We start from the raw sequence: 23,434 nt of genomic DNA, 5'->3' as shown, positions 1-23,434 counted from the left end.
GGTGTCAGTCACCCTGGGTTATCGTTAACGACCATCGCGGGCAAGCCCGCTCCCACAGGATTGGCCAGCAACCATTGCTGAAAGCTGCGCGCCGCCGAGGGCGGGTTGCGGTGCTGTGGCTGCATCAGTTGCAGACGGCCACGGCTGTGCATGTGATGGGGCAAGGCCAGTTGCAGGCGGCCAGCCGCCAGTTCACCCTCCAGCAAGCACTTCCAGCCCAGGGCCACACCGTGCCCCATCACCGCCGATTGCATCAGCAACTGATAGCTGTTGGTGCGCAAGGCATGACGGGGCGTGTGGTATTGCGCACCGATATCGGCGAACCAGTCGGCCCAGGTCAGCCAGTCGTGATAGTGGTCTTCGACGATCAACAAGGTGTGACTGTGCAGCAGGTGTTGGGCGTCGCGGATCGTGCCGTGACGCTCAATGTAACCAGGACTGCACACGGCAATGACCTGTTCGCTGGCAAATACCGGGGTCAGTTCCAGGCCGAGGGGCGGCGGCAGTTCGTCCAGGTGATAGAACAGGCCCAGGTCATATTCACTGACATCCAGGTGGCTTGGGCTTTCACTGCACAAGATGCGGATATCCAGGTCCGGGTGCTCACGCTGGAAGGCCGGCAGCAGCGCAGCAAGCCAGATGGAACTGATAGTCGGCGTGCTGGCCAGGGTCAGTTGGCGATCGGCGCCACGCCGACGCAGCTCCGCCGACTCGCGATCAAGCTCGCGCAGCAGCCGCTGGATGGTGCGAAAGTAACGCACGCCGGCCGGTGTCAGGCTCAGGCCCAAGGCCAGCCGATAAAACAGCGGCCGCGCCAGGTCTTCCTCCAGGCGTTTGATCTGCCGGCTCACCGCGCTTTGGGTCAGGTTCAGCTCATGGGCCGCCTGGGTGAAACTCAAATGACGGGCGGCCGCTTCAAACGTCTGTAAACAATTGAGCGGTGGAAGATCGACGTTTCGGCGCGACATGCAGGGGCCCGTGCTTGATCAGACAAGCAGGTATCCTGCCATTTGCCCACTCACAACGCGACCCGCGCGACACGTTTGTTCCAGGTTCGGTGATGGACCTGTGCCCCGTTTTCCCGCGCGTGCTGTTGGGCCTCGACGTAGAACCACTGGGCGTCGGCATGCACCTGTAGGCGGCTGTCGACTTCCACCGACCACGGCCCGCGCTCGACGCGGTAGTGCCACTGGATATCGGCCCGGGTCGACAACGGGTCCCAGGGCAAGGTGCGATAGAGCTCGGTGCAGCGCTGGTCCACCGCCAGGCCGTGCTCGGTGAAGCGCACAGCGCCCAGGTCGTCCTCGATTTTCACGCAGACTTCGCCACTGCCCACATCCTCGATCAACGTGCGCTTGGGTGCGGCCGCCCGCAGAATCTGCAGTGCCGCCGGGGCAGCCGCCTGCGGAGTGCCGAATGGGCATGGCACCGCCGCACCACTGAAGATCGGCAATTGCACACGTTGCAGGGCGGGTAGCACGGTCAGGGTGGTCAGCTCACGGCTGGGCCACAGCAACGGAAAACTCGCGGTGCTGAGGGCCAGGCGCAGACGATGGCCGGCCGGTACCCGCGTGCCGATGTGATCCAGGCTCAACTGCACGTCCATGGGTTCGCCTGGCACGGGTGGTGTCAGACGCGAGGCATCTTCACGCAGGGTAAGGTTAAGCACGCCGTAGGTGATCTGCGTGACCTGGCCGTCGGGCGCCACGGCATTCAGTCGCGCCACCAGTTGCCCGCAGGTGGTATCGCTGGCCAGGCGCAGTTGCAAACGCACATCGCCCAGCAGCGCCAGGGGTTCGGCCAGTGGCTGGGAGTCGAAACACAGCGATTGCGCATCGTCGCGACGCTGATCGGTCGGGCCGTCGGGGCCGAACCAGATGGCGCAGTATTCGCCCTGGTGCAGGCCAGTGGTCAGTGGCGAACAGATGCTGCGTGCACTGCCCAGTGGCTGCAGGCCGGGCGTGAGGCCACGGTCGTCGAGGCTGTAGTCGGCCCATTGGACCTGGGAATCGGGCCAACCCGACGTCTGCACCCAAATGCCCGGCCGCTCGGCATAACTGCCCTTGGGCGCCAACACATCCTGTAGGTAAAAGGTGCAGGCTGCGTCGTCCATTACCCCGTTCTCGATACCTTTGAGCCAATGGTCCCACCAGCGCTTGGCCTCCTGCAGGAAACCAATGGCCGGGTTGGGCACGGCGAAATGCGGGTACTTGTGGATCCATGGGCCGATCATGGCTTTCTTCGGGCCTGGCAGATGCTGCATCAGGCGCGGCACCGCATTCTTGTAGGCGTCGCCCCAACCGCCCACGGCGTACACCGCCGCCTTGATCGCCGAGTAGTCCTCGCAGACCGAGCCGTGACGCCAGTAGGCATCGCGGGTCTGGTGCTGCAACCAGGTTTCGGCCAGCAGCGGCATGGCGTCCAGGCGTTGTTGCCACAGGGTTTTCCAGGCATCGCCGACCAGTTGCGGGTCCGGCGCCGCCGCACTGAAGTTGAGCATGGTTGCGGCCCAGCCGAAGTTCTCCAGCAGCAGGTTGCCGCCCTTGTAATGGATGTCATCGGCAAAGCGGTCATCGGTGGAGCACAGGGTGATGATCGCCTTCAACACCTCGGGCTGGCGCGCCGCGACTTGCAGGCTGTTGAACCCCCCCCAGGAGATGCCCATCATCCCCAGGTTGCCGTCGCACCAGGGTTGCTGGCACAACCACTCGATCACTTCGAGGGCGTCGTTCTGTTCCTGCAACAGGTATTCGTCGGCCATCAAGCCCTCGGATTCGCCGTTGCCGCGCATATCAACGCGCACGCACACATAGCCCTGCCCCGCCATCCACGGATGGGTCAGCGCATCGCGCACCGCCGTGCCATCGCGCTTGCGATAGGGCAGGTATTCGAGGATCGCCGGGAAGGCCTGCGCGCTGGCGGTTTCAGGCAGCCAGATGCGAGCCGCCAGTTGCGTGCCGTCGCTCATGGGGATCAGGCAATGTTCTATTTCACGGACTGTGTAGGCAAATTCGGTGACGATTTCCATCGGTAACTCCAGCAACAAACAGGCAAGTCAGCGGGCAAAATCCGCCACGGGGCTGGCATCACGCAAGCCAGGCTCAATCGTCGGTGCCACTGCCTTTACCTCCAGCAGCGCCGGGTTCTTCAACCAGTAGATCAATGACGTGCTGGCCAGCAGCACCAGGATCATTCCCGGCAAGCCGCCGAGGTTGGAGAGCATCTTCACCCCGTCGATACCGACAAAGGCCACCATGACCCAGGACACCGTGCCGATGATCACGCCCCAGACGATCTTCAAAAGCGGGTTGCCGTCCAGGTCCGAATCAGCGGTAACCCCCTTGCTGCACAGGTTGGCGATCACGTCGGTGCTGGAGTCGGCGGCGGTGACGAACGAGATGAACGCGACAAACAACAGGAACGCGATCATCAAGCCGCTGGCCGGCAACTGCTGGAACATCTGGTACAACACATGCTCCACGCCTTGTTCGTTGAGCACGCGGTTCAAGCTGCCGTCGCCCAGGGCATCGAAGTACAGGCTGCTGCCGGAAAAGATGCAGATCCACAGCGCGGTGAACAACGCCGGGTACAGCATGTTGATATGGATAAATTCGCGCACCGTGTAGCCCCGGCCGATCTTGCCGAGAAACAGCGCACTGACCGGGGCCCAGGCGAACCACACCGACCAGTAGAACACCGTCCAACTCTGCGGCCAGCTGTCGCCACTGGCAGCGCCGGTGAACAGGCTGCGGCTGAAGAAGGTATCGAGGTAGACCCCCAGGGACTCGACGCCCAGGCTGAACATGTACAGGGTCGGCCCGCACAGCAATACAAACCCGCCCAGGGCCAGCATGATCCAGGTGTTGAACGACGACAGCATGACGATGCCGCGTTGCAGGCCGCTGGCAGCCGAGGCCACGAAAGTGATGACGATCACCGCGATGATCAGCGCCAGGCGCAACGGCGTGGTTTCGCCGCCGATGTATTGGCTCAGGCCGCCGGACAAGGTCAGCGCGCCGGTGCCCAGGGACGAGGCCATGCCCGCCACCAGGGCGAACATTGCCAGGGTGTCGATCAGCCCGGCATACCGCTTGACCCGCGCGGCGCCGAGCAAGGGTTGCAACATAGCGCCAATCGAGAAATGGCTGCGCAGGTTGTAGAACACCAGAGCAAAGACCAGGGAGGGCACCAGGTAAATCGCGTAAGGGGTGATCGTCCAGTGCAGGAACATCGTCGACAGGGCAAAACTCTTGGCCGCCGCGCTGCCCGCCTCGATCGGCAGGCTGCTGGGCGGTGAATACACATGGTAGAGCGGTTCAGCCGTGGTCCAGAACAACACGCCCACCGCCAGGGTGGTACACAGTGCAACCATGAACCAACGCCATTTGCTCAACAGGGGCGTGGCGCCCTCTCCGCCGATGCGCACCTTGCCCAGGGGCGAAAAATAGACGATCGCGGTCAGTACCACCATGGCAAAGGAACCGGCGCTGAACAGCCAGGAAAAGTTTTGCAGGATCACCGTATTGAGTTGCTTGCTCACGGCGAGGAATGCCTTGAGGTCAACGTAGCTGGCGATCACCGCCACCAGCAGAATCAGAAAGGTTGGCCAGAAGACCAAAGGACGCAATGGGTATTTCATCTCGTGCGCTTCCCCAGACAGACTATTTTTATTGCCTTTGCAGGCCATTGTTAGAAAGCGGGCACCGCGCATCCTGCTGCTGGCCGCCCGCCTTGAAGTCTTCGCGTGGGTATAGATAAGCGTGAGTGCCGGCTGCGATGCAATCGACCAATAGGTATGGGGGTATTCCGTCAGCTCATGAGCGATCAGAGACTTTCAACAAAAGCAGAATGACATTCACTTGATCTATGGAGGTCAAAAATGTGAGAGCTTGCTTGCCTGCGATGGCGGAGGATAGGTGCAAGTGTATGGTCATTCAAACGACTGTTTTCAGGTTGTTGCCCTCGCAAACGATCGAATGCATTTGCGCCCTTGAGCGGCTATCGACCCTCGGGTAATGTCATCAGACCCATAGGATAGAGCACGCCCATGACTTCCAAGCTGGAACAACTCAAGCAATTCACGACTGTAGTGGCCGATACCGGCGACTTTGAAGCTATCGCTCGCGTCAAGCCGCAGGATGCCACTACCAACCCGTCCCTCTTGCTCAAAGCGGCGTCAATTCCAGCCTACGCCAAGCTGCTGGATGCCTGCGTACAGGATTGCAACGGTGATGTGGGCCTGGCCAGTGACCGTTTTGCGGTGGCCGTCGGGCAAGAGATCCTTAAAGTGGTGCCAGGGCGTATTTCCACCGAGGTGGATGCCCGCCTGTCGTTCGACACTGACGCGGTACTCAAGCGCGCACATCGCCTGATCGGCCTGTACGAAGACGCTGGCATTGGCCGCGACCGCGTGCTGATCAAGATCGCGTCCACCTGGGAAGGCATTCGTGCCGCCGAGCAGTTGGAAAAGGAAGGTATTCAGACCAACCTGACTCTGTTGTTTTCCTTCGCCCAGGCCGTGGCCTGCGCTGAAGCCGGGGTGTTCCTGATTTCGCCGTTCGTGGGTCGTATCTACGACTGGTACAAAAAGGCCAATGGCAACGACTACACCGGGGCCGATGACCCAGGCGTGCAGTCAGTAACGCGCATCTACAACTACTACAAGGCCAATGGCTACAAGACTGTGGTGATGGGCGCGAGCTTCCGCAACCTGAGCCAAATCGAAGAGCTGGCCGGTTGCGATCGCTTGACCATCAGTCCGGATTTGCTGGAGAAGCTGGCAGCCGACAATGGCAAGCTTGCGCGCAAGTTGGCCCCAGGCCATGCCGGTGAAGCCCGTGTGCACATGACCGAGGCGCAATTCCGTTGGGAGTCCAACGAGGATGCCATGGCCACTGAGAAGCTGGCCGAAGGTATTCGCCAGTTTGCTCGTGACCAGGAAAAACTGGAGGCGTTGTTGAGCGCCAAGCTGTAAAAAGCGGGCGCGGTAAAAAGGGCGGTATCCGTTAGGATGCCGCCCTTTTTTGTACCCGTTCAGTATGTGTTGGTTGGGCTGGCGCTATCGCAGGCAAGCCAGCTCCCACATTTTGACCGTGCTCCAACCGTGAGGTCAGTGGCGCTCCAGGGCGTTGACCAGGTCGTGGAACGCTTCGCGGTTGGATTCGTTCAAGCCCATCAGGATCTTGTGCGCCTCCAGCACCTTGAGTCGTACCACTTCCTCGGACTGGTCCTGGGATGGCAAGTCGGTCAGGCATTCCGGGCACGGGATCGGGCGGTCAACGATGTTGAACACTTGATCGAAACCCATCGACTGCAAGAGCCGAGTGATGTCTTCGTGGGTGGTGACGACGGTCGGCAGCAGTCCGACCTTCTGCCGAGACAGAATGGACAGCTTGGCCAACAGCCCAAGGGTGGTGCTATCGATGCTGCGGGTTTCGGTCAGATCGATCACGATCGCCGAGAAGTTCAAGGCTGTGAAAATCCGCTCAATCGTTGCATCCAGCGCCGAACACAAGGTCAGGCGCACTTCACCGACAAATTTCAGGACGAAGGTCCCTTCTTGTTCGGCGAATTGGATTCTTCCGGTACTCATCAAAGATTCCTGCTCAACACCAATAGGGCGATATCATCCGGCATCTCCCCTAGCGTGGCCAATCCAAAAACCTGCCGCAGACCATCCAGGCTGCCGCCCGCCGACCTGACCCGTTGGGGTAAGGCGGCTTCTTTCTCCTTGAGTGTAGGCTCTGGAAGAAGGTCCAGGATGCCGTCGGACATCAGCGTCAGGCTGAAGGCCGGCGGCAGTTCCAGGATGTGGTCCTCATAGGTGGCTTCATTGAACAAGCCAACCGGCAGACCACGCCCTTCCAGGTAACGCACACTGTCTGGAGTGTATAAAACCGGCAATGGCAGGTGACCGCCAATGCTGTAGGTCAAAAGACCGGTTTCTTCATCAATCACGCCGCCCACCATCGTCACGTGCTTGCCCAGCTTGCAGCTGATCAGGCCCCGGTTGATGTGGCCCAGCACTTGCGAGGGGGTGAACTCTGGCAAGGTGCCATTGCGCTTGGATTCGAACAACAACCGTGTGGTCATGAACTTCAACAACACGGTGACAAAAGCGGAGGAAGCACCGTGTCCGGAGACGTCGGCCAGATAAAACGCGACCCGGCGCTCATCCACACGGAAATAGTCGACAAAATCACCCGACAGGTACAGTGACGGGATGATCTGGTGGGCGAACTGGAACTCGTCGATGCTCCACGGGCTCACCGGCAGCATGTTCATCTGCACCTGGCGACCGGCGTTCTGGTCTTCCTGGAGCAGATTGAGGCTGGCTTCGAGTTCACGGTTGGCGGTTTCGAGCTTCTCGCGGTAGCGCTGGTTCTCCAGCAGCAGGCGGGCACGATCCAGCGCACGGCGCACCGAGTGCTCCAATACGGCCAGGTCTTCCAGGGGCTTGATCAGGTAATCGGCGGCGCCCAGGCGCAAGGCTTCCACAGCGTCGTTCATCACCCCGGCACCGGACACGACAATCACGGGTGTCTGCGGGGCAAGCTCGGTCACCTGGCGGATCAGCTCAAGGCCGCCCATCTGGGGCATGCGCAGGTCGCAGATCACCAGGTCGGGCTGGTCGCGCTCGAACACCTGGAGACCCTGAAGACCATTGCCGGCCTGCAGGACGCTGAAGCCACTGTCTTCCAAATAGGCCGCGAGACTCGCGCGCACTACTTCGTCGTCATCGATTATCAGCAGCGTGGCACTGGTTTTCTGCATGTGGGCAAACGGCGCCAGAATTAGGTTGGCGTAGGCAGTCAGGCAATGGCCCGGCTCGCACTACTGGATTCGCTTTCTAGCCTCTCTGTCCTACAAAACATGCGCTTTTAACCGACGCACAAAGGTAAAGCAGAGGTGCCCTTCTAAGGCGCAGACGGTACTCCCATCCGTCAGGGGTTTCAAGCTCATGCCGATGGTCGCTGGGCGTCTTTACATCGCAAATCACCGGGAGTTATAAGAACAGGCAAAACCACAACGCAATGGACGGATGAAACCTATGAGCGCAAATGAACGTGACTATGCAGAAAAGCGCGATTTCATCCGCATGCGTGTGGATGCTGGCGTGTCGTTGATCCATGCCGGGCAAGAGATTGCCGGGGTCTGCCTGGACCTCTCCAGCTCTGGAATGCAGGTTCAGGCGCAGCACCCATTCAATGTGGGTGACCAACTGAAGGTGCGCATCGACTCAGAGCACGCCGCGCTCAAAGGCCTGGAAGCCGACACTGAGGTGGTATGGGCCCGCAAAGAAGGCGACGATCAGCACCTGGGCCTGAAAATTCTCAAGATGTACTGAAATCAATGCACACAAAAAAGGCGGCCCCGAAGGCCGCCTTTTTCATTCAAGGCATGTGCCTTAAAAGTCATCCACCACATTGCCGTCTTTTACCTTGAACTCGCGGTTCTGCAGGTAGGCATTGCGGATAAAGGTGTATTTGTCACCGTTGATCAGCTTTTCCGCCGACAGCAGGCTGGCGCGGGTATCGATGATATCCAGGCCAAAGGCGCTGTTGCGCGATGGAATGTCGTTCATATAGCGGTACGGTTCGGTGTAGCTGTCGACGTACTTGGACGGCGCATCACGCAGGGTGCTTGGGCCCAGCAGCGGCAGCATCACGTAGGGACCGCTGCCCACGCCCCAGTAGCCGAGGGTCTGGCCGAAGTCTTCATCACTGCGCTGCAGCCCCATTTTGGTGCCCACGTCAATAAAGCCCAACACACCAAACGTGGTGTTGACCAGCAGGCGCGCAGTATCGACACCGGCCTGATGGGGCTTGAGCTGCAGCACGTTGTTGGCCAGGTTGCCTACATCGCCGATATTGCGGAAGAAGTTGTGGATACCGTCTTCGACAAATTGCGGGGTGATGAACTGGTAACCCTGGGCCAATGGCTTGAGTGCGTAGGTATCAACGGTGTCGTTGAAGGTAAAAATCGGGCGGTTGATGCTTTCCCACGGATCCTCTTCCGCAGCCTGGGCGGCGAAAGGCACCAGCAGGACGCTGGCACACACGGATAGTTGAGCAAGACACTGGCTCCAGCGCATAGCTTGAACTCCTTGATTGATCTGTCACGGGCGCTATGCCCTGAATAAGGCCGCCAGTATATGACGTAAGTGTAAGATTAGGCAGCTTGAAGGAATTGTCATTCAGAAAATGTACAATTTTCCCACAATCTCATCAGGTGTCATCTGCCTGTCACGGACCTCCGATAGCGTCACAGCTATTTTCAGGGACGTCGAAATGCCTCACCCCCAGATCGTTGCAGACAACGCCCCCTCCTTGACCGCCGTGTTGTTTGGCCTCAGTGGTTGCCTGGTGGACTTCGGTTCCATGGCCCATGCCGACTCCGTACCCGCGAGCGAAACCCTGGCCACCCCTGGCGCCCTGAAAATTCTGCAATGGCTCAATGATCAAGGCACCCCCTGTGCCTGGCTGGATGAGTTACCGCCGGCCGTCACGACACCGCTGGCCGCAGCCCTGCCGCAGTGGCTCCAGGGTACCCGCTCCGCCACCACGCCCTGGCCTGCACCCCATGCCTGCTGGCAAGCCCTGATGGACCTCAACATCGAACGCCTGGATGGCTGCGTGCTGGTCAGTGGCGAGCCGCGACTGCTGCAAGCGGGGCTCAACGCCGGGCTCTGGACGATTGGGCTGGCGTCCTGCGGGTCATTGTGCGGGCTCTCTCCGTCCCAATGGCAGGCACTGAGCGAACAGGCCCGCGAACACAAACGTGCCAAGGCCACCGTCGCGCTGTACGGGCTGGGCGTGCACTCGGTGATCGATCATCTGGGTGACTTGGGCACCTGCCTGGCAGACATCAGCCTGCGCCGGCTCAAAGGCGAGAAGCCCTGATCAAGATCATGCACAGTTGCTGCCAGTGGATTAATCTACAGGTCATCCCGTAGACCTTTCTCGGCGTGCCGTGGTCTATGCCAGTGCCTATTGATAGAAGGAAGAACACCATGCCTGCCCGCGAACAGCTACAAGAACAGGTCAATATCTTGCGCGAGCAACTGGAGAAGCATCCAGAGCTACCCCAGGAAAAACGTGACTCACTAATAGCATTGATTGCAAAATTTGAAGTGCAGCTCCAATTGGAACCCGCTACTCAGCCGCCCAGTATTACCGAGGATCTGAACCAGGCGGTCGGACGCTTCGAGCTAGACCATCCAGGTATTGCCGGAGTACTGCGTAACATTGTGGTGACTCTGGGTGGTATCGGCATCTGATAGTAAACATTCAAGCCCATTAGCCACGTGCTCCTGCTTGTTCTCTTTCGACACAACAAAAGTCCGATGCTTTAGCTGGCATCGGATCTTTATGCACGCACGGACACCACCTCGCAACATCGCTCCCCCTTGGGTCACAGACAAGAGTCATCTGTTAACACCCCCATGAAAAACTTCGTCGTATAGCGGAACCCAATCTGCAGTATTTGCCACCTAGCCTGTGAGAGGAATGACCCTCTTATTTGATTTCGGAGCATTTACCTACAATGGAAGCTATTGCAAACAATCCCGCATCGCCACAAACACAATCATCGCTTCAACCCAACGATCGGTCACAAGAAAAGGGCTCAAGTACATCAGAAGTCTTGGGATCGTTCCAGGTTGCAACGCCAGAGGATATTGCGAGCTTAAAGCAGGCTAAACTGGATTCAGACAAAATCACATACTGAAAGTAACGGTTTGGACGCTTAGCTAGTAAGGGTGGTGGAAGTGAATCTTTCCGCCACCCCATCGCTCATCAGATTTATTGACGGGCCAGGCGCAGGTTCTGGAACGACACATCCTCGGTACTGCGATACGGGTTGATATCCAACCCGCCCCGACGCACATACCGCGCATACACCGTCAATTTCTCAGGCTTGAGCAACCGCTGCAGGTCGAGAAAGATCCGCTCCACGCACTGCTCATGAAAGTCCGAGTGCTGGCGGAAACTCACCAGGTACGCCAACAAGCTGGCGTGATCCAGCGCCGCGCCGCGGTACTCCACCGCCACGCTGCCCCAATCCGGCTGGCTGGTCACCGGGCAGTTGGATTTGAGCAGATGGCTATGCACGCTCTCCTCCAGCACGCGGGAATCGTCACAGCGCAGCAGTTCCGGGCGTGGGTGCTCGTAGTTGCTGACACTGATATCCAGCTCATCGATGCACACGCCCGGCAGGCTGCCCACACCTTCGCCTTCCACTTCGGCCAGGCTGCGAATGCGCACGCCTACCGGTTTGCCAGCTGCCGCACTCAGGTCCGTACGCAGGGTTGCCTCAAGACTTGGCATGTCGGCAAACGGCGTCTGGTTCAACGAGTTGAGGTAAAGCTTGAAAGATTTCGACTCGATGATGTTCGGCGAGTCAGCCGGGATGCTGAACTCACCGATAGCCACCACCGGCTTGCCAGAGGGCAGCAGCCAGGACAATTCAAAGCAGTTCCAGAAATCCACGCCTTTATAGGGCAGCGTCTCGGCGCTCAGGCCCAGCTCGGCCCACTTGGCCGCGCGCGGAATCGGGAACAGCAATGAAGGGGTGTAAGTGGAGATGTATTCACTGGACTTGCCCAGCGGCGAATGTTCGGCTGCGGGATGCATGGCGGAAACCTGGCTAAATAAACCCCGCCAGTCTAACAGCCTTTGCTCCCGCCTTTGAGCCCCGGGTTTACTTGCTGATAGTCAGTTTGCCGACCATCCCTGCCTGATAGTGCCCAGGGATATTGCAGGCAAACTCCAGCGCACCGGCCTTGCTGAAGGTCCAGGTCAGTTCGGCGCTCTTGCCCGGCTCCACCAGCACACTGTTGGGATCGTCATGCTTCATGCCGCCCATGTCGCCATGGCCCATGGCTGCGTGGTCCATCTGGCCCATGCCGGTGGCGGTCAGCATGCCACTGGCCTGCATCTTGAGCATTTCCTTCTGGTGATCGGCATGCATGGTCGCGTCACCCAGATTGAATTCGTGCAGCAACTGGCCCTTGTTGACCAGCACAAAGCGCACCGTCTCACCGGCTTTTACGTCAAGAGACGTAGGGGCGAAGGAAATATCCTGCAGCACCACCTCCACTGTACGAGTGGCCTTGGTTGCCGGCGCAGCCTCGCCAAACGCGAAAGTGTGGGCGCCATCGGCCAGTGCCGGGACGCTCAACACCAACAGGCAACTTGCCAACCACCAAGATTTACGCAAAAACATGTTTATCCTCCAAAGGTATAGGAACAGCCTGTGGGACACTCTAATAATGCACCGCTGCCAGCTACCTGACTGCTAGATTACAAAATTGTCAGGTTGTGCCAGTTCCCCTGTGCGCACGGTATAAAGCCCGCTGCTACCCGTTGCCATGAGTTGCCTATGAAACTGCTGATCGTCGAAGACCAACCTAAAACCGGCCAATACCTGCGCCAGGGCCTGGCCGAAGCCGGATTCAATACCGAACTGGTGGCCGATGGCACCACCGGTCAGCACCTGGCGCTGACCGGCGACTACGACTTGCTGATCCTCGATGTGATGCTCCCGGGTCGCACTGGCTGGCAAATTCTCCAGGCGGTGCGCAGTGCCGGTCTGGAAATCCCGGTATTGTTTCTGACCGCGCGGGATGCGGTCGAGGATCGGGTCCACGGCCTGGAACTGGGCGCCGATGATTATCTGGTCAAGCCGTTCGCGTTCTCCGAACTGCTGGCCCGGGTGCGCAGCCTGTTGCGCCGGGGCAGCAGCACGCCCCAGGAGACTAGCCTGCACCTGGCCGACTTGCGCCTGGACTTGATCCGGCGTCGCGTGGAGCGCAGCAACCAGCGCATCGACTTGACCGCCAAGGAGTTCGCCCTGCTGGAAATGCTCCTGCGCCGCCAGGGCGAAGTGCTGCCAAAATCGCTGATTGCCTCCCAGGTCTGGGACATGAATTTCGACAGCGACACCAATATCATCGAAGTGGCCATCCGCCGCCTGCGCTTGAAGATCGATGACGGCTTTCCCAACAAGCTGATCCACACCGTACGCGGCATGGGCTATGTGCTGGAAGAGCGGTTCAGTTGATGAAGCGCATCTCCCTGTCCAGCCGCCTGGCGTTGTTGTTTGCCGGCTGCACCGCCGTGGTCTCGCTGCTGGCAGGCGTGTTGTTCAGCCAGGCCAGCGAGAAACACTTCATCGAACTGGACCAGCAACTGCTCGACAGCAAGCTGATGGCCCTGCGCAGCGCCCTGCAAGACGCTGATACCCCAACGCTGTTCGCCCAGCGCCAAGCCGCACTGGCAGACGAACTGAGCCATCAACCCGATCTGTCCGTGCGCATCAATGCCGCCGATGGCCAGCGCTGGTTTGACAGCTCCCCGCGTATTCCCGCCGAATTGCCCACCACGCCTGGCCTGCACAGCCTGCAAAACGCCGGCACCAATTACCGGGTGTACAACGCCCCCTTGAACCCAGGCAAACCGGGCTCCGCGCAGTTGATCCTGATGCTGGACATCACCCATCACCAACACTTCCTGCAACGCATGCAACACCTGATCTGGCTGACGGTCGGCCTGTCTGCCCTGGCAACCGCGCTTCTCGGCGCCTGGGCCGCACGCAGCGGGCTGCGGCCCCTGCGGCGGATGACCGAAGTGGCCAGCCGCGTGCGCGCCCACTCCCTGACCCAGCGCCTGCCCCAGGAACAGATGCCGGCCGAACTGGCGGAACTGGCCCAGGCCTTCAACGCCATGTTCAGCCGCCTGGACGATGCGTTCCAGCGGCTTTCGGCATTCTCCGCCGATATCGCCCACGAACTGCGCACACCTTTATCAAACCTGCTGACCCAGACCCAGGTCATCCTTACCCAGCCCCGGCCGCTGGAGGACTACCGCGAAGCGCTGCACAGCAACCTGGAAGAACTGCAATGGATGGCCCAACTGGTCAATGACATGTTGTACCTGGCCAAGGCCGACCACGGTTTACTCAACCCCAGACGCGAGCCCCTGGCCCTGGCCGACGAGGTAGATGCCTTGCTGGAGTTCTTCGCGCCATTGGCCGAGGATGCCCAGGTCAACCTGTTGCGCGACGGCAGCGCCAGCGCCGCCGGTGACCGCAGCATGCTGCGCCGGGCGTTTTCCAATCTGCTGGACAATGCCCTGCGCTTTACCCCGCCGGGCGGTGAAGTGCGGGTGAGGATCAGCGAAAACGCCCAGGGCGTGAACCTGAGCGTGGAAAACACCGGAACCGGGATTCCCCAGGGGTTGCTGACCAAGCTGTTTGACCGGTTCTACCGCGTGGATCCGGCACGGCATGAAGGCAGCAGTGAGCATGCGGGGCTGGGGTTGGCGATTACCCAGTCGATAGTGCGGGCGCATGGGGGGAGGATTTTCTGTGAGTCACAGCCGGGGTGGACGCGGTTTGTGATTGAGTTGCCCAAGAGGGATTGATGCAAGCCCACACCCACATTTGACCGCATTTCAAAGAGAGTACGCGGTACAAATGTGGGAGCGGGCTTGCTCGCGAAAGCGGTCTTGAACCCTACGAATATCTCAGGGCATGCGCCGGCTCAATCTTCGCCGCGCGATACGCCGGGTAGATCGTCGCCAAAAAGCTCAACACAAACCCGGCACTGCAAATCAGCAGCACATCGCCACCTTGCAGTTCCGAAGGCAGGTTGCTGACAAAATACACGTCCGAACTGAAGATATGCTGCCCGGTCACGCGCTCCATCCAGCCCACCAGTTCGCTGACGTTCAGCGCGGCAATCACCCCCAGCACGCCGCCAATCAGGGTGCCGACGATACCGATCACCGTGCCCTGGACCATGAAGATCGCCATGATCTGCCGCGGCGTGGCGCCAATGGTGCGCAGGATCGCGATGTCCGCGCCCTTGTCGTTCACCACCATGATCAGCGTGGCGATGATATTGAAGGCCGCGACAGCCACGATCATCAGCAACAACAGGCCGATCATGGTCTTTTCCATCTTCATCGCGCTGAACAGGCTGCCCTGGGTATGGGTCCAGTCGTCCGCCTTGTAGGCTGCACCGAGGCCTGTGGCGATATCCGCCGAAACCTTGGGCGCCGCATACAGATCCTTGACCGCCAGGCGCACGCTTTGCACCTGGTTGGGCTGCCAATGCAGCATTTGCGCGGCATCGGCGACGTGGATCAGGGCCATCGAACCATCCAGCTCGGCACCGACCTTGAACACGCCCACCACGTTCAACCGCTGCATGCGCGGGGTGATACCGCCAGGAGCAGTGCTGATTTCCGGGACGATCAGCGTCAGCTTGTCGCCCACATTCAGGCGGAAACGGCGCGCGGTAATTTCCCCGATCACCACGCCTAACTCACCCGGCTGCAGGTTTTCCAGGCTTCCCTGGACGATATGCTGGGTGACGATGGACACCTTGCCTTCCTGGGCCGGATCAATACCGCTGATCTGGATCGGTTGCATCGAGCCCTTGTACGACAGCATGCCTTCCATCTCGGTGAACGGCACGGCCGCCGTGACTTCCGGGTTCTTCAGGGCAGCCGCCGCCACCGGTTGCCAGTCGCTGATCGGGTTGACGCCGACGATGGTGGCGTGCGGCACCATGCCAAGGATGCGTGAGCTCATTTCCCGCTGGAAACCATTCATCACCGACAACACCACGATCATCGCCAGCACGCCCAGGGCGAGGCCGATCATCGAGGTCATCGAGATAAACGAGACAAAACGGTTGCGGCGCTTGGCGCGGGTATAGCGCGTGCCGATGAAAATCGATAACGGTCTGAACATTCGCTTGCACCGCCTGAAAAAATAGAAAACCCAGGCACGGGGCCCGGGCTTGAAACAGGTCAGATGGCGACCAGATGACCTTCCTGCAGGTGCAGCACACGGTCCATCTGCCGGGCCATGCTCATGTCATGGGTCACCACCAGGAACGCGGTGCGCATCTGGGTGCTCAGCTCCAACATCAAGTCCTTGATGCCCTGGGCAGTGTGGGAGTCGAGGTTGCCAGTCGGCTCGTCGAGCATCACCAGGCCCGGGTTGTTCACCAGGGCACGGGCAATCGCCACACGCTGGCGCTCGCCGCCGGACAACTCTGCCGGTTTGTGCTCCAGGCGATGGCCAAGGCCGACGCGCTCCAGCAACGCCGTGGCACGCTGGCGCGCCTGCGGGATCGCGGTCTTGCCGATCAACAGCGGCATGCACACGTTTTCCAGGGCGGTAAACTCTGGCAGCAAGTGGTGGAACTGATACACAAAGCCCAGGGAGCGATTGCGCAACTGGCCACGGGCCTTCTCGTTCAAGGCCGAGAGTTCTTCACCGGCCAGCCACACACTGCCATGGGACGGCGTATCGAGGCCGCCCAACAGGTTGAGCAAGGTACTTTTACCGGAGCCGGAACTGCCGACGATCGCCACGCGCTCGCCAGGGTGGAGTTCAAGCTGCAGGTTGGACAACACCACCACCGATTCCGGGCCTTCCTCGTAGGATTTGCCCAGGTTGCGGCAGCTCAGGATTGCTTTTTCACTCATGCCCGATTCACTCATAACGTAAAGCCTGCGCCGGCTGGGTACGTGCCGCGCGCCAGGCTGGATACAGGGTGGCAAGGAAACTCAGGACCAACGCGGCGCCGCCCACCATCAACACATCCTGGCTCTGCACCTGGGATGGCAAATAATCGATGAAGTAGACGTCGGCGTTGAGAAACTTGTGGCCGATCAGGGTTTCGACACCGGCGATGGCGGCGCTGACATTCAGCGCGGCGAAAATCCCCACCACCGTGCCGATCACGGTACCGACCACACCGATCACCGTACCCTGGACCATGAAGATCGCCATGATCTGCCCCGGCGTGGCGCCGAGGGTGCGCAGGATGGCGATATCGCCCTTCTTGTCGTTCACCACCATCACCAGGGTGGAGATGATGTTGAAGGCCGCCACCGCGACAATCAGCAGCAATAACAGGCCGATCATGGCTTTTTCCATGCGGATCGCCTGGTACAGGTTGCCGTGGGTACGGGTCCAGTCGCGGGCGTAGTACTGGCTTTCACCCAACTGCTGGGCGATTTCCCAGGCACCGCGCGGCGCCTCGAACAAGTCGTTGAATTTCAGGCGCAGGCCCTGCACCTGATCCGGCTTCCAGCGGTGCAGGCGAGCCAGGTCGGTAAGGTTGGTCAAGCCGAGGAAGCCGTCGATCTCGCCGGCACCGACATGAAAGATGCCGACCACGGTAAAGCGCTTCATGCGCGGGAACATACCGGCCGGGGTCACCGTGACCTCAGGGGCGACAAAGGTCAGCTTGTCGCCGATGGCCACGCCCAGCTTGGCTGCTGCGCGGTCACCAATGACGATGCCGAAACTGCCAGGCGTAAGGGCGTCGAGTTGGCCCTGCTGCATGAACTGGTCAATGATCGAGACCTTGCGCTCCTGCGCCGGATCGATGGCATTGAGCAGGACTTTCTGCACCTTGCCATCGTTGGTCAACAGGCCCTGCATCTGGGTAAACGGCGCGACGGCCAGCACCTTGGGGTTCTGCTTGACCTTGTCGGCCAGGCCTTGCCAGTCAGCCAGGGGCTCACCGGACTCGATGGTCGCGTGGGGCACCATGCCCAGCACGCGGGTGCGCATCTCATGATCGAAGCCATTCATCACCGATAGCACCACGATCATCACGACCACGCCCAGGGCGAGTCCGATCATGGAGGTCAGGGAAATGAACGACACAAAATGATTGCGACGCTTTGCACGGGTATAACGCGTGCCGATAAATACGAAGAGAGGTCTGAACATGTCGGGGCTTGTTCGGAGGAAAAGAAGACGTCCCGGTGGCGGGGTCTGGTAAGCAGCTTTACACTCAGACCATTACCGTTACCTGGGGTTCGCCATGACGACATTAGATGAAGAAGATCGCCGCGAATACTACCGTATCGACGACATGATCGCACTTCAAATCAAAAGCCTGCCTGCCGCCCAAGCGGTGAGCAAGGAAGTGTTGCTGGATGATTCCCCACTGTTCAATCTGCTCAGTGAACTGCACCTGAGCGAATTCGAGTCCCAGCACCTGCTGCGCCAGCTTGGCGAGCGCGACCGCACCCTCGCCGCCTTCCTCAAGGTGCAGAACAAACGCATGGATTTGCTCAGCCAGGTCATGGCGCAAAGCCTGCTGGGTGAGATCGGCGCACCGCAGCCGGTGATCATCTCCGAAGGCGGCATCGACTTCCAGCACCCCACGCCACTGCCGCCGGGCAGCCACCTGGCGGTCAAGCTGGTACTGATGCCCCAGGCCCTTGGCCTACTGTTAAGAGCCAAAGTCACCCATTGCGACCCCAAAGGCAGCGGCTTCGACGTTGGCACCGAGTTCGAGTCCATGACCGACGCCCAGCGCCAGTTGCTGGCCCGCTACATTCTGCAAAAACAGGCCCAGGAACGGCGCCTGGCCCGCGAACAAAACGACGGCCTAGACACCTGATTTCGTATTTATCCAGCCAGGACACCTGGCGCAAAGGAGCATCTGTGACCCTGATTTATGGCCATCGCGGCGCCAAAGGCGAAGCACCGGAAAACACCCTGACCAGCTTCCAGCAATGCCTCAAGCACGGCGTGCGCCGTTGCGAACTGGACTTGCACCTGTCCATGGACGGCGAGTTGATGGTGATCCACGACCCGACCCTCAAGCGCACCGCCGACCGCCGTGGCAAGGTGGTGGAATACGCCGCCGCCGACCTGGTGAAGATGGACGCGCGCAAGGGCGGCCCGGGCTGGGTCACCCCCTGCCCGATCCCACGCCTGGAAGAGCTGTTCGAAAAGTGCGACTTCGACCACTGGCAACTGGAAGTCAAAAGTGCCTCGCGCACCCGCGCCGCGACCACCGTGCTGGCGATTCGGGAAATGGCCCAGCGGTTTGGCTTGCTGGACAAGGTCACCGTGACCTCAAGCTCGCGGGAAGTGTTGAAGGCCGCATTGGACCTGACGCCGGACCTATCCCGTGGACTGGTCGCCGAATATGCCTGGCTCGACCCGCTGAAGGTCGCCCAGAACTACGGCTGTGAGATTCTGGCGTTGAACTGGACGCTGTGCACCCCCGAGCGACTGGAAAAAGCCCAGCGCCAGGGCCTGCACGTGTCTGTGTGGACAGTCAACGAACCCGCGCTGATGCGCAGGCTCGCCGACTTCGGCGTAGATAGCCTGATTACAGACTTTCCCGGTTTGGCCACTGCCACTCTCGGGAATTACTGAAATCGGTCTCCCCGGCCGGCTCAGGCCACCGGCCGGAGCCGCTCAAAAAAGCCGGTTGAGGCCGTCGTACGCGGCAACCCGATAGGCTTCGGCCATGGTCGGGTAGTTAAACGTGGTGTTCACAAAATACTTGAGGGTATTTTGCTCACCCGGCTGGTTCATGATGGCCTGGCCGATGTGCACGATCTCCGAGGCCTGGTAGCCGAAGCAATGCACGCCGAGCACTTCCAGGGTCTCGCGGTGGAACAGAATCTTCAGCATGCCTTGCGGCTCGCCGGCGATCTGCGCACGCGCCATGCTCTTGAAGAACGCCTTGCCCACTTCGTAAGGCACCTTGGCCTTGGTCAGCTCGTGTTCGTTCTTGCCGATGGAGCTGATCTCGGGAATCGTGTAGATCCCGGTCGGCACGTCATTCACGTAGCGCCAGCTGCCATTGTCGACAATGCTGCCAGCGGCCGAACGGCCCTGGTCGTGGGCAGCACTGGCCAGGCTCGGCCAGCCGATCACATCGCCCGCACCGTAGATGTTGGTGACGCAGGTGCGATAGTTTTCATCCACCTCGATCTGGCCACGGCTGTTGACCTTGACCCCGATGTTTTCCATGCCCAGCTTGTCGGTGTTGCCGGTACGGCCATTGCACCAGAGCAAGGCATCGGCCTTGATCTTCTTGCCGGACTTGAGGTGCAGGATCACCCCGTTGTCCAGGCCTTCAACGCGGTCGTATTCCTCGTTGTGGCGCACGGTGATGTTGTTGTTGCTGAAGTGGTAACTCAACGCCTGGGAAATTTCCGAGTCGAGGAAGCTCAGCAACTGGTCGCGGTTGTCCACCAGCTCCACCAGTACACCCAGGCCGCTGAAGATCGAGGCGTATTCACAGCCAATCACGCCGGCGCCATAGATGATCAGTTTGCGCGGGGTGTGGCCCAGGCTGAGGATGGTGTCGCTATCGTAGATACGCGGGTGGTGGAAATCGATATCCGCCGGGCGATACGGGCGCGAGCCGGTGGCGATAATGATGTGCTTGGCCACCAGTTTCTCGACCACGCCATTGGCGCAGACCACCTCGACGGTTTGCTCGTCGGCGAAGCTGCCGGTACCAAAGAACAAGTCGACGCGGTTACGGGCGTAGTAGCCGGTACGCGAGGCAACTTGCTTGGAAATCACCTTTTCGGCGCTTTTCAGTACATCCGGGAACGAGAACCAGCGCGGCTCACCAATGGCCCGGAACATCGGGTTGGTGTTGAACTGCATGATCTGGCGCACCGAGTGACGCAGGGCCTTGGACGGGATGGTGCCCAGGTGGGTGCAGTTACCGCCGACCTGACGCCGGCTATCGACCATCGCCACCTTGCGCCCAGCTTTGGCGGCGTTCATCGCCGCACCTTCTCCAGCTGGGCCGGAACCCAGTACCACCACGTCGTAGTTGTAGACAGCCATGCGTACTCCTCAGAACAGGCCAGGGCGCACGGTTGGGCGCCTGGCTAAATCATGCCGCGGCCAGCGGTCATGAAGGATCAAATAGGCTCAGGTGTGTGAGCCGGGGCACAGTCTATATAAGGCTCAACGCCGCGCACATTAACCCTTGGTCGCGTCGTAGGCCAGTTTTGCCTTTACTACACCGTATTGATTACGGCTTGACCGGCGTCAGTTGTTCGAACGCTTTGTTGCTGCGTGTGACGAAAGCATCCCCCTCACGCATCACAAAAAATGCCGCGATTCGGTGTTTTTCTGCATAGTCCCAGCCTTCTTCAGGCCCCAACACCAACAGCAACGTCGACAAACCGTCGGCCATCAACGCCGAAGGATCCAGCACCGTGACCGACGCCAGGTGATGGGTAATCGGCGCCCCACTGCGGGCATCGAGGGTGTGGGAATAGCGGCGACCATCCTGCTGGAAATAATTGCGGTAGTCACCTGAAGTCGATACGCCGAAACCGTCCACCGCGATAATCCGCTCGGCCACCTGCTGGTCATCACGCGGTTCTTCCAGGGCCACGCGCCAGGGCGTGCCGTCAGGTTTGCGCCCGGCGGCCTTGAGTTCGCCAGTCACTTCGACCAGATACCGGTGAATACCCAACTGTTCAAGCCGCCCGGCAATCCGGTCCACCGTGTAGCCGGCGGCGATGCTGTTGAAGTCCACTTGAACCGCCGCATCCTTGCACAACTGGCCAGCCTCGATGCGCAGATGCTGATGGCCGACGCGCTGGCGTGCCTGGGCCAACGCCATGGGGTCCGGGACCTTTACCTGCCGCGCCTGGGGACCGAAGCCCCACAGGTTCAGTAGTGGCTCGACCGTCAGGTCAAAAGCGCCGCCACTGGCCTGGGACAACTGCTCGCCGGTGCGCACCAGGTGCAGGATCGGCTCGGGCATCGGCTGGCAACTGTTGGCCGGCAGATCGTTGAAGCGCTCTATGTCGGAATCGCTGCGATAGGTCGACATCTGCCGGTCGACCTCACCAAGGATGCTCTCCGCTTGCGGCTGCACATCTCTGGCCGCCGGCGTGCCGGGGGTGCGGACATATTTGATCGAATAAGTGCTGCCCATGGTCGGGCCACCAAAAGCCTCCAGAGGCTCACCTTTGTCGCAGCCCGCCAGGATAGCCAACAAAGCCCCCACCACTGCGTATCGCAAACCGTCCATAAGCCACACAACCTTATCGCTACTGAAAACTGAATGAAGCCGCACTCAAGCATATTTTCGGGGCGGGCCATTATGCGGCATGTCGTCGCCTGATGAGGCCTGGCCAGGGGCTAATAGCCAGCTTGCTAACGGTTTTTGTTGCTCACCACCACGGATACACATATGGTTACAAAACTCTTTGGCGCCGCCGCGCGCCTAGATCCTGCAGCACGGACGAACAACAACCAGGGATTTCCAACAAGATAGCCAGTTGAGTAAATGACATGTCCAGCACCACGGGCAAAGGCAAGGCGATCTTTCGCGTTGTCAGCGGTAACTTCCTCGAAATGTTCGATTTCATGGTCTACGGCTTCTACGCCACGGCCATCGCCAAGACCTTCTTCCCTGCCGACAGCGCCTTTGCGTCCCTGATGCTGTCCCTGGCGACCTTCGGTGCCGGGTTCCTGATGCGCCCGCTGGGGGCGATTTTCCTCGGTGCCTACATCGACCGCCACGGCCGTAAAAAAGGCCTGGTGATCACCCTGGCCATGATGGCTGCCGGCACCGTGCTGATCGCCTGCGTCCCTGGCTACGCCACCCTCGGGGTGGCCGCACCGCTGATCGTGCTGTTTGGCCGGTTGCTGCAAGGCTTTTCTGCGGGTGTCGAGCTGGGCGGGGTCTCGGTGTACCTGGCAGAAATCGCCACCCCGGGGCGCAAGGGTTTCTTTGTCAGTTGGCAGTCCGCCAGCCAACAAGCCGCCGTGGTATTTGCCGGCCTGCTGGGCGTAGGCCTGAACCATTGGCTGAGCCCCGAGGAAATGGGTGAATGGGGCTGGCGCGTGCCGTTCCTGATCGGTTGCCTGATCGTGCCAGTGATCTTCGTGATTCGCCGCTCCCTGGAAGAAACCCCAGAATTCCAGGCGCGCAAACATCGCCCTACCCTGCAGGAAATCATCCGCTCCATTGGCCAGAATTTCGGCATCGTCCTGGCCGGCATGGCGTTGGTGGTGATGACCACGGTGTCGTTCTACCTGATCACCGCCTACACACCGACCTTCGGCAAGGCCGAGTTGCACCTGTCAGACCTCGATGCGTTGCTGGTTACCGTGTGCATCGGCTTGTCGAACTTCTTCTGGCTGCCGGTCATGGGGGCAGTGTCGGACAAGATTGGCCGTAAACCCCTACTGCTGGGGGCGACTATTCTGGCCATCCTCACGGCGTACCCGGCTCTGTCGTGGCTGGTGGCCAACCCCAGCTTCAGTCATCTGCTGATCGTCGAGCTGTGGTTGTCGTTCCTTTATGGCTCGTATAACGGCGCCATGGTGGTCGCCCTGACCGAGATCATGCCAGTTGAGGTGCGCACCACCGGTTTCTCCCTGGCCTACAGCCTGGCGACCGCGACCTTTGGCGGCTTTACTCCAGCGGCCTGTACCTACCTGATCCATGTGCTGGATAACAAGGCCGCGCCGGGGATCTGGCTCAGTGGGGCGGCGGTGCTGGGGTTGGTTGCGACCCTGGTGCTGTTCAAGGGTAACCGGCATGAACTGCGCACTGCGCAGGCTTCGGTGGTCGGTGGGGCCTGATAGATCGCTATCGCGGGCAAGCCCG

General features: G+C 60.2%; 22 protein-coding genes. 9 read left to right on the top strand and 13 right to left on the bottom strand.

All coding sequences use genetic code 11. From position 1 onward, the window contains the following. Nucleotides 1-8: 8 nt before the first annotated feature. The 3 genes from BFQ03_RS01750 to BFQ03_RS01740 are packed head-to-tail and all read right to left on the bottom strand — an operon-like array spanning nt 9 to nt 4,639. Nucleotides 9-968, bottom strand: coding sequence for a LysR substrate-binding domain-containing protein (locus BFQ03_RS01750; RefSeq protein ID WP_065942371.1), 960 nt, complete (start codon nt 966-968; stop codon nt 9-11). Nucleotides 969-1,018: 50 nt separating this feature from the next. Next, nucleotides 1,019-3,028, bottom strand: a complete 2,010-nt coding sequence (locus BFQ03_RS01745; RefSeq protein WP_065942370.1) for a CocE/NonD family hydrolase — start codon at nt 3,026-3,028, stop codon at nt 1,019-1,021. Nucleotides 3,029-3,055: 27 nt separating this feature from the next. Then, entirely contained in the window at nt 3,056-4,639 is a 1,584-nt protein-coding gene (locus tag BFQ03_RS01740) for a BCCT family transporter (protein WP_032863443.1), read from the bottom strand. Between the two features lie 408 nt (nt 4,640-5,047). On the opposite strand from BFQ03_RS01740, the gene tal reads away from it, so the two are divergent. Next, nucleotides 5,048-5,974: a transaldolase gene (gene tal / locus BFQ03_RS01735; protein ID WP_032863284.1), complete on the top strand. Its 927-nt coding sequence runs from the start codon at nt 5,048-5,050 to the stop codon at nt 5,972-5,974. Between the two features lie 135 nt (nt 5,975-6,109). On the opposite strand, the gene rssC is transcribed toward tal, so the two are convergent. Next, the gene (rssC, locus tag BFQ03_RS01730) at nt 6,110-6,592 is read right to left on the bottom strand and encodes an anti-sigma factor antagonist RssC (protein WP_032863286.1); all 483 of its coding nucleotides are present in this window, start codon (nt 6,590-6,592) and stop codon (nt 6,110-6,112) included. Further along, nucleotides 6,592-7,773, bottom strand: a complete 1,182-nt coding sequence (rssB, locus tag BFQ03_RS01725; protein WP_032863287.1) for a two-component system response regulator RssB — start codon at nt 7,771-7,773, stop codon at nt 6,592-6,594. The genes rssC and rssB overlap by 1 nt, the downstream gene beginning before the upstream one ends. Before the next feature lie 277 nt (nt 7,774-8,050). Between rssB and BFQ03_RS01720 the strand changes: the two genes are divergently transcribed. Beyond that, nucleotides 8,051-8,347 carry a PilZ domain-containing protein gene (locus tag BFQ03_RS01720; RefSeq protein ID WP_032863288.1) on the top strand — a complete coding sequence of 99 codons (297 nt, stop codon included), beginning with the start codon at nt 8,051-8,053 and terminating at the stop codon, nt 8,345-8,347. A gap of 60 nt (nt 8,348-8,407) precedes the next feature. Here BFQ03_RS01720 and BFQ03_RS01715 read toward each other — a convergent pair whose 3' ends face one another. Further along, on the bottom strand, nt 8,408-9,094 hold the full coding sequence (locus tag BFQ03_RS01715) for an MlaA family lipoprotein (protein ID WP_032863289.1): 687 nt from the start codon (nt 9,092-9,094) through the stop codon (nt 8,408-8,410). Between the two features lie 196 nt (nt 9,095-9,290). Between BFQ03_RS01715 and BFQ03_RS01710 the strand changes: the two genes are divergently transcribed. Next, entirely contained in the window at nt 9,291-9,902 is a 612-nt protein-coding gene (locus tag BFQ03_RS01710; RefSeq protein ID WP_032863290.1) for an HAD superfamily inactivated hydrolase PcrP, read from the top strand. Nucleotides 9,903-10,012: 110 nt separating this feature from the next. Continuing rightward, on the top strand, nt 10,013-10,279 hold the full coding sequence (locus BFQ03_RS01705; RefSeq protein WP_032863291.1) for a DUF4404 family protein: 267 nt from the start codon (nt 10,013-10,015) through the stop codon (nt 10,277-10,279). Between the two features lie 523 nt (nt 10,280-10,802). Here BFQ03_RS01705 and queF read toward each other — a convergent pair. Both queF and BFQ03_RS01695 read right to left on the bottom strand, forming a co-directional pair. Continuing rightward, nucleotides 10,803-11,633 carry an NADPH-dependent 7-cyano-7-deazaguanine reductase QueF gene (gene queF, locus BFQ03_RS01700; RefSeq protein ID WP_065942369.1) on the bottom strand — a complete coding sequence of 277 codons (831 nt, stop codon included), beginning with the start codon at nt 11,631-11,633 and terminating at the stop codon, nt 10,803-10,805. 67 nt (nt 11,634-11,700) lie between these two features. Continuing rightward, nucleotides 11,701-12,225 carry a copper-resistant cuproprotein CopI gene (locus tag BFQ03_RS01695; RefSeq protein ID WP_032863293.1) on the bottom strand — a complete coding sequence of 175 codons (525 nt, stop codon included), beginning with the start codon at nt 12,223-12,225 and terminating at the stop codon, nt 11,701-11,703. Between the two features lie 156 nt (nt 12,226-12,381). Between BFQ03_RS01695 and BFQ03_RS01690 the strand changes: the two genes are divergently transcribed. Beyond that, the gene (locus tag BFQ03_RS01690) at nt 12,382-13,062 is read left to right on the top strand and encodes a heavy metal response regulator transcription factor (protein WP_032863294.1); all 681 of its coding nucleotides are present in this window, start codon (nt 12,382-12,384) and stop codon (nt 13,060-13,062) included. Then, the gene (locus tag BFQ03_RS01685) at nt 13,062-14,423 is read left to right on the top strand and encodes a heavy metal sensor histidine kinase (protein ID WP_032863296.1); all 1,362 of its coding nucleotides are present in this window, start codon (nt 13,062-13,064) and stop codon (nt 14,421-14,423) included. The genes BFQ03_RS01690 and BFQ03_RS01685 overlap by 1 nt, the downstream gene beginning before the upstream one ends. 91 nt (nt 14,424-14,514) lie before the next feature. On the opposite strand, the gene BFQ03_RS01680 is transcribed toward BFQ03_RS01685, so the two are convergent. From BFQ03_RS01680 to BFQ03_RS01670, 3 genes are read right to left on the bottom strand one after another with little or no spacing between them, the layout of a single operon-like run. Continuing rightward, nucleotides 14,515-15,759, bottom strand: coding sequence for a lipoprotein-releasing ABC transporter permease subunit (locus BFQ03_RS01680; RefSeq protein ID WP_065942368.1), 1,245 nt, complete (start codon nt 15,757-15,759; stop codon nt 14,515-14,517). A 59-nt stretch (nt 15,760-15,818) separates the two neighbouring features. Then, complete coding sequence (lolD, locus tag BFQ03_RS01675; protein WP_167360824.1) at nt 15,819-16,502, bottom strand: lipoprotein-releasing ABC transporter ATP-binding protein LolD; 684 nt, start codon at nt 16,500-16,502, stop codon at nt 15,819-15,821. A gap of 7 nt (nt 16,503-16,509) precedes the next feature. Then, entirely contained in the window at nt 16,510-17,760 is a 1,251-nt protein-coding gene (locus BFQ03_RS01670; protein ID WP_032863300.1) for a lipoprotein-releasing ABC transporter permease subunit, read from the bottom strand. Nucleotides 17,761-17,854: 94 nt separating this feature from the next. Here BFQ03_RS01670 and BFQ03_RS01665 point away from each other — a divergent pair, with 94 nt between their 5' ends. Beyond that, the gene (locus tag BFQ03_RS01665; protein WP_032863301.1) at nt 17,855-18,439 is read left to right on the top strand and encodes a PilZ domain-containing protein; all 585 of its coding nucleotides are present in this window, start codon (nt 17,855-17,857) and stop codon (nt 18,437-18,439) included. Nucleotides 18,440-18,483: 44 nt separating this feature from the next. Continuing rightward, nucleotides 18,484-19,206, top strand: a complete 723-nt coding sequence (locus BFQ03_RS01660) for a glycerophosphodiester phosphodiesterase (protein WP_032863302.1) — start codon at nt 18,484-18,486, stop codon at nt 19,204-19,206. A 42-nt stretch (nt 19,207-19,248) separates the two neighbouring features. Here the strand turns inward: BFQ03_RS01660 and sthA are convergent, their stop codons facing one another. Together sthA and BFQ03_RS01650 are read right to left on the bottom strand one after the other, a co-directional pair. After that, nucleotides 19,249-20,643: a Si-specific NAD(P)(+) transhydrogenase gene (gene sthA, locus BFQ03_RS01655; protein ID WP_024074093.1), complete on the bottom strand. Its 1,395-nt coding sequence runs from the start codon at nt 20,641-20,643 to the stop codon at nt 19,249-19,251. A 190-nt stretch (nt 20,644-20,833) separates the two neighbouring features. After that, entirely contained in the window at nt 20,834-21,847 is a 1,014-nt protein-coding gene (locus BFQ03_RS01650) for an FAD:protein FMN transferase (RefSeq protein WP_065942367.1), read from the bottom strand. A 263-nt stretch (nt 21,848-22,110) separates the two neighbouring features. Between BFQ03_RS01650 and BFQ03_RS01645 the strand changes: the two genes are divergently transcribed. After that, complete coding sequence (locus BFQ03_RS01645) at nt 22,111-23,409, top strand: MFS transporter (protein WP_032863304.1); 1,299 nt, start codon at nt 22,111-22,113, stop codon at nt 23,407-23,409. Nucleotides 23,410-23,434 lie beyond the last annotated feature (25 nt).

Origin of the sequence: Pseudomonas sp. 25 R 14 (assembly GCF_900004755.1) — a bacterium.
Classification (GTDB): domain Bacteria; phylum Pseudomonadota; class Gammaproteobacteria; order Pseudomonadales; family Pseudomonadaceae; genus Aquipseudomonas; species Aquipseudomonas brenneri.
Note: the sequence above shows the minus strand (reverse complement) of the source record. Positions and strands in the feature narration are given on the sequence as shown.